Genomic DNA, 16,032 nt, shown 5'->3' with positions numbered 1-16,032 from the left:
AGCTTCAAGGTTCTCTGCTTATTAACTTAATCTAATAATAGTCAGGGTAGCCCCTGGCGTTGCTGTAGATAATGTAGCTATTGCAACTACTCCAAATAACTGTAAGCTAACAGTAGCTCCAGCAGGCAAGTTAGCAATTATTGTTGCACTAAATGAACCAGTAGCCACTGTCGGAGCGTTTATCGTTCCCGCAAGCGGACTGCCATTTACAGTTATACGAGAACTTACAAGTAATCCTGCCGTTAAATTAATTGTATAAGCTATATAATAATTTCCTGCATTCGCAACTGTAAATACAGTATTTCCACCACTAACGGTTATTCCTGGACCAATATTTTGATTGTTCGGTAATGGTACATTCGTACCACCTAATAAAACGGAAATAGCGGTTCCTGATGTATTATTCGCAAATGCATACGTTGCAGTTGTACTAACTCCAGTCGCCCCGGTCGCTCCAGTGGCTCCAGCTCCGGTTGGACCTGTATCTCCAGTTGGACCTTGTGAACCGGTTGCTCCTGTAGCCCCCGTTGGACCTTGGATTCCTTGCGGGCCTTGAATTCCTTGTGGCCCTGTCGCTCCGGTTGCTCCTGTAGCTCCCGTTGGACCTTGAATTCCTTGTGGGCCTTGGATTCCTTGTGGACCTTGAATTCCTTGTGGCCCTGTCGCTCCGGTTGCTCCTGTAGCTCCCGTTGGACCTTGTATTCCTTGCGGGCCTTGGATTCCTTGTGGACCTTGAATTCCTTGTGGACCTTGAATTCCTTGTGGACCTGTCGCTCCGGTTGCTCCTGTAGCTCCCGTTGGGCCTTGAATTCCTTGCGGGCCTTGAATTCCTTGGGGGCCTTGTGGGCCGGTCGGTCCTATATCACCTTGCGGACCTTGGATTCCTTGTGGGCCTTGTGCCCCGGTTGCCCCTGTCGCTCCTTGGATTCCTTGAGGTCCTTGTGGACCTTGAATTCCTTGGGGGCCGGTTGGACCTATGTCGCCTTGTGGGCCTTGAATTCCTTGGGGACCTTGTGCTCCGGTTGCCCCCGTTACTCCTTGGATTCCTTGTGGACCTTGAATACCCTGTGGACCGGTTGGACCTATCTCTCCTTGAACACCTTGGATTCCTTGCGGGCCCTGTAAACCCGTCACTCCGGTTGCTCCCGTTGCTCCTGTCGCTCCTGTCACTCCAGTTGAGCCTGTCGCCCCGGTATCTCCTGTTACTCCTGTCGCACCTGTTGCTCCTGTCGGGCCAGGTGGTCCACCTGATGGACCTGTCACTCCTGCCGGACCTGATGGCCCCGTTGGGCCGGTCGGTCCTGCTGGTCCTCCTGACGGGCCAGTCACCCCTGTTGGACCGGTTACTCCTGTTGGACCGGTAGTTCCTTCTCCCGTCGCTCCGGTTGCCCCCGTATCTCCTGTTGCTCCCGTCGGACCTTGTATCCCTTGAATCCCTTGTGGGCCTTGCACTCCTTGCGCACCTGTTGCTCCTTGAATCCCTTGTATTCCTTGCACTCCTTGTGCGCCCATCGGACCGGTTGGACCAATCGCCCCTTGTATACCTTGCACTCCTTGGGGGCCCTCTGGACCCGTTGCTCCTATTTCCCCTTGTATCCCTTGAATTCCAGTTGCTCCTTGTGCTCCAGTTGCTCCCGTTATCCCTTGCACACCTTGTATTCCCTGTATTCCTTGTGGACCTTGTGGGCCTGTTGCTCCTACCGGTCCTTGAATGCCTTGTATCCCCTGAGGACCCTCTGGACCCGTTGCTCCAACTGGCCCTTGAACACCTTGTATTCCTTGCGGGCCCTGAAGTCCCTCTGGGCCTTCTGGACCTGTTGGACCTATCTCTCCTTGTATCCCTTGGATTCCAGTTGGACCTTGTGGCCCAGTCGGACCTATGTCACCTTGCGGACCTTGGATTCCCTGTGGACCTTGTGCTCCTGTTCCCCCTGTCGCTCCTTGGATTCCTTGAGAACCTTGTGGGCCTTGAATTCCTTGTGGGCCGGTTGGACCTATGTCGCCTTGTGGGCCTTGAATCCCTTGCGGACCTTGATCTCCAGTGGCCCCCGTTACTCCTTGAATTCCTTGGGGACCTTGAACACCTTGGGGACCCGTCGGACCTATCTCTCCCTGCACACCTTGGATTCCTTGCGGACCTTGCAAACCCGTCACTCCGGTTGCTCCCGTTTCTCCTGTCGCTCCTGTCACTCCAGTTGAGCCTGTCGCCCCAGTATCTCCTGTTACTCCTGTCGCCCCGGTTGCTCCTGTCGGGCCAGGTGGTCCACCAGATGGACCTGTTACTCCCGCCGGACCTGATGGCCCCGTTGGGCCGGTCGGTCCTGCTGGTCCTCCAGATGGGCCTGTTACCCCTGTTGGACCGGTTACTCCTGTTGGACCTGTAGTGCCTTCCCCTGTCGCCCCAGTTGCTCCCGTATCTCCTGTTGCCCCCGTCGGACCTTGGATTCCTTGAATTCCCTGTGGACCTTGCACTCCTTGTGCGCCCGTCGCTCCTTGAATTCCTTGTACTCCTTGCACACCTTGGGGACCCATCGGACCTGTTGGACCAATCTCCCCTTGAGCACCTTGCACTCCTTGGGGACCCTCTGGACCCGTTGCTCCTATTTCCCCTTGTATCCCTTGAATTCCAGTTGCTCCTTGTACTCCAGTTGCTCCCGTTATCCCTTGCACACCTTGTATTCCCTGAATTCCTTGTGGACCTTGTGGGCCTGTTGCTCCTACCGATCCTTGAATACCTTGTATCCCCTGAGGACCCTCTGGACCCGTTGCTCCAACTGGCCCTGGCACACCTTGTATTCCTTGCGGGCCCTGAAGTCCCTCTGGGCCTTCTGGACCTGTTGGTCCTATATCACCCATCGGACCTTGTATCCCTTGAACTCCCTGTGGGCCTGTTGCTCCTGATGGCCCTGGTACTCCTTGTATTCCTTGTGGACCTTGATCTCCTGTTGCTCCTGTGGCCCCTTGAGGCCCTATAGCCCCCTGTATACCTTGTGGACCTTGATCCCCTGTTGCTCCCGTTGCCCCTTGAATACCTTGAACTCCTTGTATTCCTTGTTCACCAGTTACTCCCGTCGGACCAGGAATACCTTGAATACCCTGCGGACCTTCTGGACCTGTTGGACCAATTGGCCCTTGAATCCCTTGGATTCCTTGCAAGCCCTGTGCTCCCGTGCTTCCAGTCGGACCTGTACTTCCCGTTGCTCCTGTTATCCCTGTACTTCCTGTAGCTCCAGTATTCCCAGTTGCTCCAGTCGCACCTGTACTTCCACTCGGTCCACCGCCCGGACCTGTCGCACCAGTCGGCCCCGTCGGACCAGGAGGTCCTCCAGATGGTCCAGTTATCCCAGTTGGACCTGTTATTCCAGTCGGGCCTGTTATCCCCTGACCAGTTGCTCCGGTTGCACCTGTATTTCCACTCGGTCCTTGTGTTCCTTGTATCCCTTGTGCTCCTTGTATTCCTTGTGGACCAGTTACACCCGGTAACCCTTGGACGCCTTGAATCCCTTGAGGTCCCTCAGGTCCCGTCGCTCCAATTGGCCCCTGTAATCCCTGTATCCCTTGTATACCTTGTGCCCCAGTCGCTCCCGTTGGACCAATCGGACCTTGTAACCCTTGCACCCCTTGAGGTCCTGTCGCTCCAGTTTCTCCTTGTGGTCCTCTCAATCCTTGTGGGCCCTGCTGTCCTTCTGGTCCAGTTGCACCTATTGGCCCAACTGATCCTTGTATCCCTTGCACACCTTGAGGTCCTGTCGGGCCCATCTCCCCCATCGGACCTTGTAATCCTCTTGGTCCTTGAGGTCCTGTTGGGCCTTGTGGACCGGTTGGACCAGTAATCCCTATACCTGTAAACCCAGTTGGAACAGGGGGGAAAGTAGGCCCAATAAGTTCGGGTGGAATTCTAAAATTAGAGCTTAACGAATTTTGCTTCCGATTATTATCACGATTCTTCACACTTTCACCGCCTACAAACCGTCTTTTTCATAATAAATAAGCCTCTTCTTAATCTATTTACAAAAATAATTTCCAAGACTATTTTTATTTTAAATAATAAAAACTCCCTTAATTTCTTAAGGAAGTCCTGCAATTGAATCCATATTATCTGTATTAGGGACAGCTTGCGCTATACTCGATGTATTTACATTTTGCCCCATATTTGCTCCTGTTACAGTACCAGCAGGAGTGCCCCTTGTATACGTCGTCGTCACCGAATCTCCCGGCTGTAAACAAAGCTTCGTCTCCGTCCCTATTACTGTAACAACATCAATCCAAGTACACCCCATTGAACCACTATATGATTTCGAAGCAGTAAATGAAGTGTCGCTCAAATTATCACCGGTAAATATATTTCCAGTGTTATTCACAATAACAAACTCTTTTATATGAGCAGGCATAATTACACTCTACCTTTCCTCTATGAACCTAACGTACGTGTACTCGTTGCCAAAGGCGGAAGAAATACTGATGTTCTAATGACCGCTTCTGGCTGCCTTTTTCCATTTAAAAAAATAGCCGCACTCGATCCTCCAGCACCTGCATATACTTTTGCTACAGCTAAAGGTGAGAGATCATAACAGTCACCGACATTAACAGCTCCTGTATTATTAATAATTTTTACTTTACGCAAATTAATCCCCATTTACCCCTCCTCCTTTTTTATACTGTATGCAAAAGAAAAAAACTTGAAACAGACTCGTTTCAAGTTTTTTACAATTAACTATTTCGTTTCACCTTCATATTGAAGCATACCGCCAACCATGTTCACTGTTTTAAACCCTTGTTCATTTAAATAATGACATACATTTTCACTGCGCATTCCTGAACGACAAATAAAGATATATTCATTCTCTTTATTAAAGAAATCTACTTTATGTGGGATATCGCCCATTTTAATATGTACAGCTTCTGGAATCTTTCCTGCCGCTACTTCTTCATCTTCTCTTACATCTACTAAAAATAACGTTTCTCCATTTTCTAAACGCTCTTGTACCTCTTCTGTAGTGATTGTTTTAACTTCTGTCATATGTAGTTCCTCCTTATATACAATAAAACCTTTAGTTTCTTTTTCACAAACATTCTCTACCAATTTTAGCATGCAAAAGAAAGAACGCAAAGAATCGAAAAGCTATTTCTCAATTTTCTCGTAAAACTTATTCTTTACAAACATAACTAGCACATTGTATCCTCAATATACTTGTTTTATGAAAGGAGTCGATTAAAATGACACTTTTTCTTTTCATTATGGGCATTGTGTTCTTACTCGCTGCAATTATTGCTCTTAGTATGAAAAATAATAGAAAAATAAAATCCCCACAAGAAATGTCATTCTTATTTCTATTGCTTAGCATAGCGTTTTTCGGTATAGCAATAGCTACATATATTTTCCGTCTACAAATCATGTAAAAAAAGGTGCCTACTACAAACATCGCACCTTTTCCCCATCATTTGTCTTCTAAACAAAACTAGATACTTTCCGATTTAAAAATTCATAAACTTTCTTTTCAAATAAATGAATATCAAATGCTCCCGCCATATGCCCATTTATACTTTCTATCTCATACACTTCCGCATACTTCCCTTGTTTTTGCAAAATATCTACCATTTTATAATTATAACGAGACGGCTGAAGCAAATCTTGTTTACACGGAATCATAAGTACATTCGCTTCTATGTTAGAAAGAGATTCTTCTAGTGAAGAAAACCCATGTGCAATATCATGCAATAAAACTGCCTTCGCAGTATACATCCATGAATTTGCATCTACTAGCTCTATACTTGTATACGTCGCTTTATTTATCTCTTTTTCAAATGATGTTAGTGTAGAAAACTTTTCATAAGGTTCTACCTCTATACTATTACGAGGAAATGCCATTTCATAAAAATGCTCATCAAACGCGTTCATAAACATCATTCTATTTGCTAAATGAAGCCCCTTTATCGGCTGCTCTTCTCCATATTTTCCATCTTTCCAATTTGGATCGAGTTGAATTGCCTCAATCGCATTTTGCGCTACGTTTACTGACGTAATAATTGGGTTTTGTGGGTTCGTAATAACGCCAATCATCCGCTCTACCATATGTGGATAGTGAACCGCCCATTGTTGTGCAATCATTCCCCCCGCCGACGGTCCGATTACAGCGTGTAACCTTGAAATTCCCATACCTTTTATTAACTCATATTGCACACAAGCTACATCAAGAAATGTAAAAATCGGAAAATCCATAGCATATTCTTCTCCAGTTTCTGGATTAATTGATTTCGGTCCTGTTGTAATTACATATGGATTCCTCACCTGCACATTACAAAGATTATCCGTACATATAACAAAATACTTATTTGTATCAATTGCTTTTCCAGGTCCAATTAGCCCATCCCACCAACCAGACTCCTCATCATGAACTGTATATTTTCCTGCCGCATGACTTGTTGCACTAAAATAATGACAAACCAAAATCACATTTGACCTTTCTCTATTTAAAGTGCCATATGTCTCGTATCCCATTTGAACAGGAATTTCTCTGCCATTTTCAAACGTAAACCCTTTTAAAACAAACTTCTCCTTTTTTACAATTTGCACAGACTCTCCCTCTCCCCGTTATAGTATGAACTGCTTACTAAAGTTTTTTTTCTATGCAAACTAATCTCCTTCTTCTTTTCATAAATAAATGAATAATATACAAAATTAGCCACAAAATAGCACTATATTACAAGATTAAAGAGGGCGTACATATGATTTGGAATTGGTTACGTAAGAAAAAAAAATCAAATAAACCAGAAGCAAACGAAACAGATAATCAGGAGCAGCATTCTAACAATCAAGAGGATGATAACAAAGAACAGACTAGAAGTATGAAACATAATAAAGGTAAAAATAACGAGCAAAAAGATTCTTCTCAGAATAAGCAACAAAGTGCTAAACAAGAGGATTCCTCTCAGGATAAGCAACAAAACGCTAAACAAGAGGATTCCTCTCAGGATAAGCAACAAAACGCTAAACAAGGTGATTCGTCTCAGGATAAGCAACAAAACGCTAAACAAGAGGATTCGTCTCAGGATAAGCAGCAAAGTGCTAAACAAGATGACCCTTCTCAGGATAAGCAACAAAACGCTAAACAGGATGATTCCTCTCAAGATAAGCAGCAAAGTGCTAAACAAAATGACCCTTCTCAGGATAAGCAACAAAACGCTAAACAGGATGATTCCTCTCAAGATAAGCAACAAAGCGCTAAACAGGATGATTCCTCTCAAGATAGGCAACAAAGTGCTAAACAAGATGATTCGTCTCAAGATAAACAACAAAGTACTAAACAAGGTGATTCGTTTCAAGATAAACAGCAAAACGCTAAGCAAGATGAACCTTCTCAAAGTAAGCAACAAAGCTCTGGAGGTAATAGTATTTATGACTTTACAAAACCAGAAAAAGATCGTATTCATTCTTTACAAAATTTAATAGAGAAGCTGAAAAAGTCTAGTGATTTTGTAAATTATCATACATCCGACGATGAAACGATGCCTTATTGGATTTCTTACTATCGCCCTTCACTTGATGGAGAAAAATTACAAAAGTATTTAATGCCCACTCTTTTAGAACGACCTAACGCATCACTAGAAGAGCTTAAGGAACATATCCCGATGAGCGGCATTACAATTACGAACGACTTACAAAAAATTGAGGATATGGTTTTAAAGGGGCATGCGATTATTCAATTGAATCAGCAAGATCAAAAATGTATGCTTGCAAACATTGCAATTGATAATTATCGTGCACCAACCCCTCCTTTAAACGAATCAACTGTTATTGGTCCGCAAGAAGGTTTCGTAGAGGATATTGATACAAACATTAATTTAGTTCGAAAACGTCTTCCTGTTTTAGATTTACAAACAAAAGAAATGATTATCGGCGAGTTTTCCAAAACAAAAGTTGTCATGATGTACTTAGACAACCTTGCTGAAAAAGATAATGTAGATTTTCTAGAAGAGTCATTACGTGCTCTTGAATATGATCAAATTAATGATAGTGCTTATTTACAAGAATTAATGGGTGAAAAATCGATTTTCCCTCTCTATATCAATACAGAACGTACTGATAGAGTTACAAAAGCACTAATTGATGGGAAAATTGCTATTTTTGTTGATGGTTCTCCGAGTGTTTTACTAACACCTGTATCCTATTTCGATTTTTTCATTTCACCAGAAGACTATAACGTCTCCTGGATGTACGCTACATTTTCAAGGATTTTAAGATTAATTGCCGTTCTATTTTCAATTTGCGCTACACCGTTATACGTTGCAGTTTTAAATTATCATTATGAACTTATTCCGAGTGATTTACTTGAAACTTTAATTTTATCAAGAGCACAAGTACCGTTCCCGCCTTTAATTGAAGCTCTCTTTTTAGAACTTGCAATTGATTTATTAAGAGAAGCCGGCGCAAGGTTACCGATGAAAGTTGGTCAAACGCTCGGTATCGTAGGGGGTATCGTAATCGGGCAAGCATCTGTACAAGCAGGTTTAACGAGTAATATTTTATTAATTATCGTTGCCTTATCAGCACTCGCTTCCTTTATTACACCTATTTATAAAATGGGTAATGCGGTTCGATTACTACGTTTCCCGTTTCTCATATTTGCAGAAATAGGAGGACTTTTCGGGATTTCACTTGGATTTATCTTTTTATTTACCCATCTATTTAGACTCACTTCTTTACGCAAGCCGTACGCTTTATTTTATCCAACAAGACAACAATCTGTTAAAGATTCTTGGATTCGTTTTCCTTTAACAATGATTGATACAAGAGATGTACAAGCAAGGCCACAACATGTAAAAAAAGCAGCGAAAGGAATTTCAACAAAGCATAGATCAGACTTTGATGATTAAGAAATGAGGTGCATTCGATGAGTAAAGTTCAAGAAAAATATCAAATATCTCCTATCTTTGTTTTCTTCTTAATTCACGGTGCACAGTTCGGTGCTGGCGTTCTCGGCTTCGCTCGAATCATCGCAAAGGCCGCTGGATACGACGGATGGATGGGAGTTATAATCACAGGAATTTTAATCCACATTCTTATATGGATGATGTATGTCTTATTAAAAGAAACAAATGGGAATTTAGTTGATTTACATCGGCAAACATTTGGAAAATGGCTAGGAAATGGCATTAGCATCATCTTTATGGCTTATTTTTTAATCGTTAGTATTTCAGTCATCCGAACATATGTTGAAATTATTCAAGTATGGATGTTTCCTACCGCTTCTACCTTTATGTTAACACTCTTTTTATGCTTAGTTAGCTATTACATTATCTCTTCTGGATTTCGTGTAATTACCGGTATTTGCGTCATCTCTGTTGGTGGTACATTAGGATATTTATTTCTAAGCTTATTCGTTTTGAAATATTCACATTGGGATAATTTACTACCTATATTCACACATTCTTTTTCAGACATTTTAAAATCCGCTCAACTGTCAATCTACAGTATGACCGGTTTTGAGATTTACCTCATGGTGTATCCATTTGTGAAAAAGCCTATGCAATCTCATAAATACGCTCAGTTTGGAGCACTATTTTCAAATCTTCTATATTTATTTAGCACCCTTTTAGCCTTTGCATTTTTTAGTGAAAAACAATTGTTAAAAACGATATGGGCCCAACTTTCTATGACCCAAGTTATTCAATTACCATTTATAGAAAGACTCGAATATATTGCAATTTCAGGCTATGCACTCGTTATTATTTCAAGTTTTATCCTCCCTTTATGGGCGTCAATGAGAGCAACTCATGAAATATTCCGTGTAAAACAAAGGGGTGTTTTAATTGCTTTTATCTTTATCACTCTCATTGTTTCACAACTTTTAACAAACAGACACGATATTAATAACTTTATTAGTAATGTATCAAAGGTTAGTTTTTGGCTCATTTATGTATACATCCCAATCCTATTTATTATTGTGTGGGTGAAAAGAAAATGGAAAAAATCAAAAGCACAAGCAAATTAATACTTATTTCTTGTATAACATTCTTCAGTCTAATTGGATGTTTACAAAAAAATATTATCGACGATGTACAACTTATTCAAGGATCCGTATTTGACGTTGCAAAAGATAATAAAGTAAAAGTGACATTCGTTTGTCCCATTCAAAAAAAAGGAAATAAAGTTCAAGTTTTTGAAGGCAGTGCAAATGCGGTAAAACAAGTAAAAGCAGACACATCTTTAGAGTCTTCTCAACCTTTTGCTAGTGGACAAATGCGTGTCGCTCTATATACGATAAGACTTGCCAAAACAGGAATGTCTACTTCATTCGATACATTACTCCGAGATGTGAATATAGGGAACGCTTTATATGCTGCTTTATTAGATGGGAATGGTACTGAACTTTTAAAAGGCAAATATTCGACTTCATACAACGTTGCAATTTATATAAAAAAATTGCTAGAACATAACATGGAGACCGGACCTTTACCAGCGGATAATCTACATATAGGAGCATTTCGCTATTATCAAGAAGGAAAAGACTACTATATTCCCATTCTAAAGAAGCATGGTGATAAAATAAAAATTACCGGAATTGGCCTTTTTAAAAAGGATAAATATATCGGTAAAATTGCGGAAAAAGATATGTTCATATTTAAAGGACTATTAGAGAAACATAAATTAGATTCACATGAATTTAAAACAGATTCTGCGTACGTAATGATTAATAATATTCGTTCTGTTCCAACTTACGATATAAAAATTAAAAACGGAAAGCCTTCTTTTTTCATTCACGTTCGTCTTGATGCACGTATTCAAGAACTATCAAAACAAATTAACTTAGAAAATAACAAGAACACAAAAAACATTGAAAAAGATGTACAAAAACAATTAGATAAACAAGCTGCTAAGTTAATTAAGCAATTTAAATCTTTAGGCGTCGATCCTCTCGGGCTAGGTGCAAAGTATAAACAACATTATCGCCCATTCAAATTAGAAGAATGGAGACAAATGTATAAAGATGTTCCGGTTCATATAAAATACACCGTAAATATTACAAATTCTGGTGTTATTGAATGAGAAATGATTGAACTCCTCTCTCCAGCATGATACAACGGAGAGAGGAGTTTTTTATTATCAAATAGAGAGAGAAGATATTTATGGGGGAGCTTATGTCTAAAAAATTAGTAAAGCCTATTTTAAATGGTATTTTATTTCTCGGCGTCTTTTTATTTGCTCATACATACTTAAAAAATGTTTCCTTCACACGTTACTTACTTGTCGTTATACCAATGTTACTCGTCGGTATTTTTGGCATCGATCTTATTTCATCGCTTTTAATAAAAAAAGAAGAATAACGAGCGAACATCTTATTTCGATAAGATGTTCTTTTCATTTCATAATCACCTTATGTTACAATAAACTTCGGCATAACGTAAGAAAGGATGAAACAACATGACAAACGAAAAAGGTTTAGATAAAGGATACGAACTTGTTGCGAAAATGCATGAAGTATTCGGACATCCTGTGACAAATACTCCAACAAAATTAACAGAAGAGCGTGCAAAAATCCGTGCAAGTTTTATGCAGGAAGAACTAGAAGAATTTCTAGAGGCAACGACTGTTGAAGATCAATACGATGCACTGATTGACCTTATTTACTTTGCATTCGGAACGTTTGCAGAAATGGGCGTACGTCCAGATAAAGGATTCGAAATTGTAAACAACGCCAACATGGCAAAACTATTCCCTGATGGGAAGCCTCGATTCCGTGAAGGCGACGGTAAGATTCTAAAGCCAGAAGGCTGGCAAGCACCGGAACCACAACTTCGTGCTGAAATTGAACGTCAGCGTCAAGAAGCTGAAAAAAACTGCTAGGATTTCCTAGCAGTTTTTTATTATGGCTTTTTTTCTGCCAATCATTAATGACCCACGTGCCCTGCGTGTCCTGCTGCTCCACTAATACTAGCTGCTCCTGCTGCTGCCCCTGCTCCTCCTGCTCCAATTCCACCTGTCCAAGGAGAGGATTGTTGTTGTTGTTGATATTGCTGATATTGTTGGTGCTGTTGGTGCTGTTGACCTTGGTGTCCATGATGTTGGCCTTGGTGCCCATGATGACCGTGTTGGCCTTGATGACCTTGGTGATGGTGGTGACCTTGGTGTCCATGATGTTGGCCTTGGTGGTGATGTCCATGGTGACCATGTTGGCCTTGGTGAGTTTGATAAAGAACAGCTTGCGGATGAATGTGGTGGTGACCGTGGTGATGTACTTGTTGCCCCTGATGACCATGTTGACCTTGATGATGGTGATGACCATGATGGCCGTGTTGACCTTGATGGTGGTGATGACCATGATGGCCGTGTTGACCTTGATGGTGGTGATGTCCATGATGGCCGTGTTGACCTTGATGGTGGTGATGTCCATGATGGCCATGTTGACCTTGATGGTGGTGATGATGACCATGGTAGCCGTGAACTACTTGCGGATATCCACCTACTCCTCCTGCTACAACACCTACTCCCGGTACAGGAAATCCTGTCTGTACTCCTCCAACGAAAGATGGAAATGCAGTTGGTACGCCTACTGGTACTCCTCCCGCTGCTCCGCCAACAAATGTTGGGATTCCAGTTTGCACTCCGGCTACCGATGATGGAAATCCTCCTGTTAATGTTGGAATTCCAGTTTGTACACCCGCTACTGATGTAGAAAACCCTCCAGGTGTTCCGCCCATCCAGCTCGGAATTCCACCGTATCCTTGTTGTCCTCCTCCCATTAACATCATTTGTTCATAACTATCCGATCCACTCCCGAAGAAACCATGTGGTGCATTATTGTCCATCCCTTTCATTCCTTTCACCTCTTCTACTCAATTTAGCCTACCTTTTTTATCATATTTCCTATAGAAGAATAGGTGTTTGTCTGCACTAGAATTCCGCTTCTTTTTCTTCATTCATGATAAAATTAATTAACTGAATATTTTTTCTAGGAGGTATTTATATTGAAGAATGTAACAAAGGCTTCTATCAATGATTTAGATTCAATCGTCCATATAGATATTGACGTAATTGGAAACGATAGTAGACGAAATTATATTAAGCACACTATCCGTGAAGGCAGATGCATCATTGTAACAGAAGAAAATTCTATCTCTGGCTTTCTAACATACGATACAAATTTCTTTGGTTGTACTTTCCTCTCATTAATCATTGTTTCACCAACTAAAAGAAGGCAAGGCTATGCAAGCTCGTTAATCTCATATATGTTAAGTCATTCTCCTACTCAAAAAATATTTTCTTCAACGAACGAATCGAATGAAAGTATGCAGAAAGTATTTAACTCGAATGGTTTTATACGTAGCGGAATAGTTGAAAACTTAGATGAAGGTGACCCTGAGATTATTTTCTATACAAAAAAGCTCAGAACATAAACGCTCTGAGCTTTTTCAAATGATTTAGTTTGCAACAACGTTAACAAGTTTTCCAGGAACAACAATTACTTTACGAACTGTTTTCCCTTCAATTTGGTCTTGAATTGCTTCAAGTGCAAGTTGTTCCATTTCTTCTTTTGATGCGTCTTTACTCATTGTTAGTTTTGCGCGAACTTTACCCATAACTTGAACAACGATTTCAACTTCATCTTCTACAAGTTTAGACTCATCAAATGTTGGCCAGCTTGCATATGTGATTGTTTCATTGTATCCAAGTTTGCTCCATAGCTCTTCCCCGATATGAGGTGCAACTGGTGCAATCATTTTTACGAAACCTTCTACATATTCTCTTGGAAGTGTTTCAGCTTTGTATGCATCGTTGATGAATACCATCATTTGAGAAATCGCTGTGTTGAAGCGAAGCTCTGCATAGTCTTCTGTTACTTTCTTCACTGTTTGATGGTAAGCTTTTTCAAGCTCTTTATTTGGTGCGTCAGTAATTTTCTCACTTAATTCACCGTTATCTTGAACGAATAGACGCCATACGCGGTCTAGGAAACGACGAGCTCCGTCAAGACCATTTTCAGACCAAGCGATTGAAGCATCTAATGGTCCCATGAACATTTCGTATAGACGAAGTGTATCTGCACCGTGGCTTGCTACGATATCATCAGGGTTTACAACGTTACCTTTTGATTTACTCATTTTCTCGTTGTTTTCACCTAGAATCATACCTTGGTTGAATAATTGTTGGAACGGTTCTTTCGTTGGAACTACACCGATATCGTATAATACTTTATGCCAGAAACGAGCATATAGTAAGTGAAGTACAGCGTGCTCTGCACCACCGATATAAATATCAACTGGAAGCCATTGTTTTACTTTTTCAGGATCTACAAGTGCTTCGCTATTGTTTGGATCGATGTAACGTAGGTAATACCAACAGCTACCAGCCCATTGCGGCATTGTATTTGTTTCACGACGACCTTTTTTACCAGTCTCAGGATCAACAACATTTACCCACTCGTCAATGTTAGCAAGTGGTGATTCACCTGTACCTGAAGGACGGATGTTTTCTGTTTTCGGAAGAACTAATGGTAATTCCTCTTCTTTCACAGCTGTCATTGTACCATCTTCCCAGTGAATTACTGGAATTGGCTCACCCCAGTAACGTTGACGGCTGAATAACCAGTCACGTAGACGGTACGTTACTTTTTGATTTCCTGCGCTCGTTACTTCAAGCCATTCAATCATTTTTGCGATTGCTTCTTCTTTATTTAAACCATCAAGGAATGCTGAGTTTACGTGTGCACCATCACCTGTGTACACTTCTTTCGTAATATCTCCGCCTTTTACAACTTCCTTCATTGGAAGATTAAATACTGATGCGAATTCATAGTCACGCTCATCGTGAGCTGGAACTGCCATTACAGCACCTGTTCCGTAAGTTGCAAGAACATAGTCAGCAATCCAGATTGGTAATTTCTCACCGTTTACTGGGTTAACTGCGTAAGCACCAGTGAATACACCAGTTTTTTCTTTCGCAAGTTCTGTACGCTCTAGATCACTCTTCATTTTTACAGCGTTAATGTAAGCTTCTACCGCTTCTTTTTGTTCTGCTGTTGTAATTTCTGCAACAAGTGCATGTTCTGGAGCTAGTACACAGTATGTTGCACCAAATAATGTATCAGGGCGCGTTGTGAAAACTGTGAATTTCTCGTCTGTACCATCGATGTTGAAGTGTACTTCTGCACCTTCAGAACGACCGATCCAGTTACGTTGCATATCTTTTAAGCTTTCAGGCCAATCAAGCTCATCTAGATCTTCTAATAGACGATCTCCGTAAGCTGTAATTTTTAACATCCACTGTCTCATCGGACGACGCTCAACTGGATGTCCACCACGCTCACTCTTACCGTCAATGATTTCTTCGTTTGCAAGTACTGTACCAAGTGCTGGGCACCAGTTTACAGGTACTTCATCAACGTAAGCTAAGCCTTTTTCAAATAGTTTTAGGAAGATCCATTGCGTCCACTTATAGTAGTTTGGATCTGTTGTATTTACTTCACGGTCCCAATCGTAAGAGAAACCTAATGATTTAATTTGGTTACGGAACGTATTAATATTATGCTCTGTAAATTCAGCTGGGCTGTTTCCAGTATCAAGTGCATATTGCTCTGCTGGAAGACCAAATGCATCCCATCCCATTGGATGAAGAACGTTATATCCTTGCATACGCTTCATACGAGATAAAATATCTGTCGCTGTATAACCTTCTGGATGTCCTACGTGTAAGCCTGCACCTGATGGATATGGGAACATATCTAGTGCATAAAATTTTGGTTTTTCTGTCTCATCTGGCGTACGGAATGTTTTATTCTCTTCCCAGTACCCTTGCCACTTCTTCTCAATTTCTTGATGATTAAAGCTCATGAGATACCCTCCTTGAAATTCTATTTATTTTCACCGCCCAAAATACAAAAAACCTCTCATCCCTAAAAAGGGACGAGAGGTTATAGATTCCCGCGGTACCACCCTAAATTAATGTACAAATATACATTCGCTTAGATCCGTAACGTGGATTAACGGCAATTGCTACTATTAGTTTCACAACTGCAACTCAAAGGCGAGTTCATA

The 16,032-nt window shown here is 41.5% G+C and carries 14 protein-coding genes and 1 other annotated feature (1 of these 15 only partly in view); of the genes, 7 read left to right on the top strand and 7 right to left on the bottom strand.

What is annotated here, in order from left to right:
* Positions 1-21: 21 nt before the first annotated feature.
* The 4 genes from ES895_RS00375 to ES895_RS00360 form a co-directional block, all read right to left on the bottom strand.
* A complete protein-coding gene (locus tag ES895_RS00375) occupies positions 22-3,951 on the bottom strand; it encodes a BclA-related collagen-like exosporium protein (protein ID WP_135238124.1) in 3,930 nt (1,309 codons plus the stop codon).
* Between the two features lie 116 nt (positions 3,952-4,067).
* Entirely contained in the window at positions 4,068-4,391 is a 324-nt protein-coding gene (locus tag ES895_RS00370; protein ID WP_001110848.1) for a hypothetical protein, read from the bottom strand.
* Positions 4,392-4,411: 20 nt separating this feature from the next.
* A complete protein-coding gene (locus tag ES895_RS00365) occupies positions 4,412-4,636 on the bottom strand; it encodes a spore germination protein (RefSeq protein ID WP_000512465.1) in 225 nt (74 codons plus the stop codon).
* A gap of 78 nt (positions 4,637-4,714) precedes the next feature.
* Positions 4,715-5,020 carry a rhodanese-like domain-containing protein gene (locus ES895_RS00360; RefSeq protein WP_000141207.1) on the bottom strand — a complete coding sequence of 102 codons (306 nt, stop codon included), beginning with the start codon at positions 5,018-5,020 and terminating at the stop codon, positions 4,715-4,717.
* 197 nt (positions 5,021-5,217) lie between these two features.
* On the opposite strand from ES895_RS00360, the gene ES895_RS00355 reads away from it, so the two are divergent.
* Positions 5,218-5,400 (top strand): hypothetical protein, encoded by a 183-nt coding sequence (locus ES895_RS00355; protein ID WP_000171888.1) that lies wholly within the window; start codon positions 5,218-5,220, stop codon positions 5,398-5,400.
* Positions 5,401-5,449: 49 nt separating this feature from the next.
* On the opposite strand, the gene ES895_RS00350 is transcribed toward ES895_RS00355, so the two are convergent.
* On the bottom strand, positions 5,450-6,574 hold the full coding sequence (locus ES895_RS00350; RefSeq protein ID WP_097995472.1) for a homoserine O-acetyltransferase family protein: 1,125 nt from the start codon (positions 6,572-6,574) through the stop codon (positions 5,450-5,452).
* Between the two features lie 152 nt (positions 6,575-6,726).
* Between ES895_RS00350 and ES895_RS00345 the strand changes: the two genes are divergently transcribed.
* From ES895_RS00345 to ES895_RS00325, 5 genes are all read left to right on the top strand, one after another.
* Positions 6,727-8,874, top strand: a complete 2,148-nt coding sequence (locus ES895_RS00345; RefSeq protein ID WP_135238123.1) for a spore germination protein — start codon at positions 6,727-6,729, stop codon at positions 8,872-8,874.
* A 17-nt stretch (positions 8,875-8,891) separates the two neighbouring features.
* Positions 8,892-9,992 (top strand): spore germination protein, encoded by a 1,101-nt coding sequence (locus ES895_RS00340; RefSeq protein ID WP_000049056.1) that lies wholly within the window; start codon positions 8,892-8,894, stop codon positions 9,990-9,992.
* Positions 9,962-11,047 (top strand): spore germination protein GerHC, encoded by a 1,086-nt coding sequence (gerHC, locus tag ES895_RS00335; protein WP_000411387.1) that lies wholly within the window; start codon positions 9,962-9,964, stop codon positions 11,045-11,047. Before ES895_RS00340 ends, gerHC begins: the two co-directional genes overlap by 31 nt.
* 92 nt (positions 11,048-11,139) lie before the next feature.
* Positions 11,140-11,325: a hypothetical protein gene (locus ES895_RS00330; RefSeq protein ID WP_000038781.1), complete on the top strand. Its 186-nt coding sequence runs from the start codon at positions 11,140-11,142 to the stop codon at positions 11,323-11,325.
* A 97-nt stretch (positions 11,326-11,422) separates the two neighbouring features.
* Positions 11,423-11,845: a pyrophosphohydrolase domain-containing protein gene (locus ES895_RS00325; protein ID WP_000180554.1), complete on the top strand. Its 423-nt coding sequence runs from the start codon at positions 11,423-11,425 to the stop codon at positions 11,843-11,845.
* A gap of 44 nt (positions 11,846-11,889) precedes the next feature.
* On the opposite strand, the gene ES895_RS00320 is transcribed toward ES895_RS00325, so the two are convergent.
* Positions 11,890-12,816 (bottom strand): hypothetical protein, encoded by a 927-nt coding sequence (locus tag ES895_RS00320; RefSeq protein WP_097862831.1) that lies wholly within the window; start codon positions 12,814-12,816, stop codon positions 11,890-11,892.
* Positions 12,817-12,966: 150 nt separating this feature from the next.
* Here ES895_RS00320 and ES895_RS00315 point away from each other — a divergent pair, with 150 nt between their 5' ends.
* A complete protein-coding gene (locus tag ES895_RS00315; protein WP_000800325.1) occupies positions 12,967-13,395 on the top strand; it encodes a GNAT family N-acetyltransferase in 429 nt (142 codons plus the stop codon).
* 24 nt (positions 13,396-13,419) lie between these two features.
* Here ES895_RS00315 and leuS read toward each other — a convergent pair whose 3' ends face one another.
* A complete protein-coding gene (gene leuS, locus ES895_RS00310) occupies positions 13,420-15,828 on the bottom strand; it encodes a leucine--tRNA ligase (protein WP_000009466.1) in 2,409 nt (802 codons plus the stop codon).
* Positions 15,829-15,893: 65 nt separating this feature from the next.
* Positions 15,894-16,032 (bottom strand) — a binding site (T-box leader); it runs 81 nt beyond the window's last position.

This window comes from Bacillus sp. 007/AIA-02/001, assembly GCF_004634455.1.
Classification (GTDB): domain Bacteria; phylum Bacillota; class Bacilli; order Bacillales; family Bacillaceae_G; genus Bacillus_A; species Bacillus_A cereus.
This window is presented reverse-complemented; position numbering and strand designations above follow the sequence as displayed.

Bases quoted from the DNA above. Each gene is read 5' to 3' on its own strand.
- ES895_RS00345 (WP_135238123.1), top strand. From the start codon at position 6,727: ATGATTTGGAATTGGTTACGTAAGAAAAAAAAATCAAATAAACCAGAA.
- ES895_RS00320 (WP_097862831.1), bottom strand. From the start codon at position 12,816: ATGAAAGGGATGGACAATAATGCACCACATGGTTTCTTCGGGAGTGGA.
- ES895_RS00325 (WP_000180554.1), top strand. From the start codon at position 11,423: ATGACAAACGAAAAAGGTTTAGATAAAGGATACGAACTTGTTGCGAAA.
- ES895_RS00370 (WP_001110848.1), bottom strand. From the start codon at position 4,391: ATGCCTGCTCATATAAAAGAGTTTGTTATTGTGAATAACACTGGAAAT.
- ES895_RS00340 (WP_000049056.1), top strand. From the start codon at position 8,892: ATGAGTAAAGTTCAAGAAAAATATCAAATATCTCCTATCTTTGTTTTC.
- ES895_RS00360 (WP_000141207.1), bottom strand. From the start codon at position 5,020: ATGACAGAAGTTAAAACAATCACTACAGAAGAGGTACAAGAGCGTTTA.
- ES895_RS00330 (WP_000038781.1), top strand. From the start codon at position 11,140: ATGTCTAAAAAATTAGTAAAGCCTATTTTAAATGGTATTTTATTTCTC.
- gerHC (WP_000411387.1), top strand. From the start codon at position 9,962: ATGGAAAAAATCAAAAGCACAAGCAAATTAATACTTATTTCTTGTATA.
- ES895_RS00365 (WP_000512465.1), bottom strand. From the start codon at position 4,636: ATGGGGATTAATTTGCGTAAAGTAAAAATTATTAATAATACAGGAGCT.
- leuS (WP_000009466.1), bottom strand. From the start codon at position 15,828: ATGAGCTTTAATCATCAAGAAATTGAGAAGAAGTGGCAAGGGTACTGG.
- ES895_RS00355 (WP_000171888.1), top strand. From the start codon at position 5,218: ATGACACTTTTTCTTTTCATTATGGGCATTGTGTTCTTACTCGCTGCA.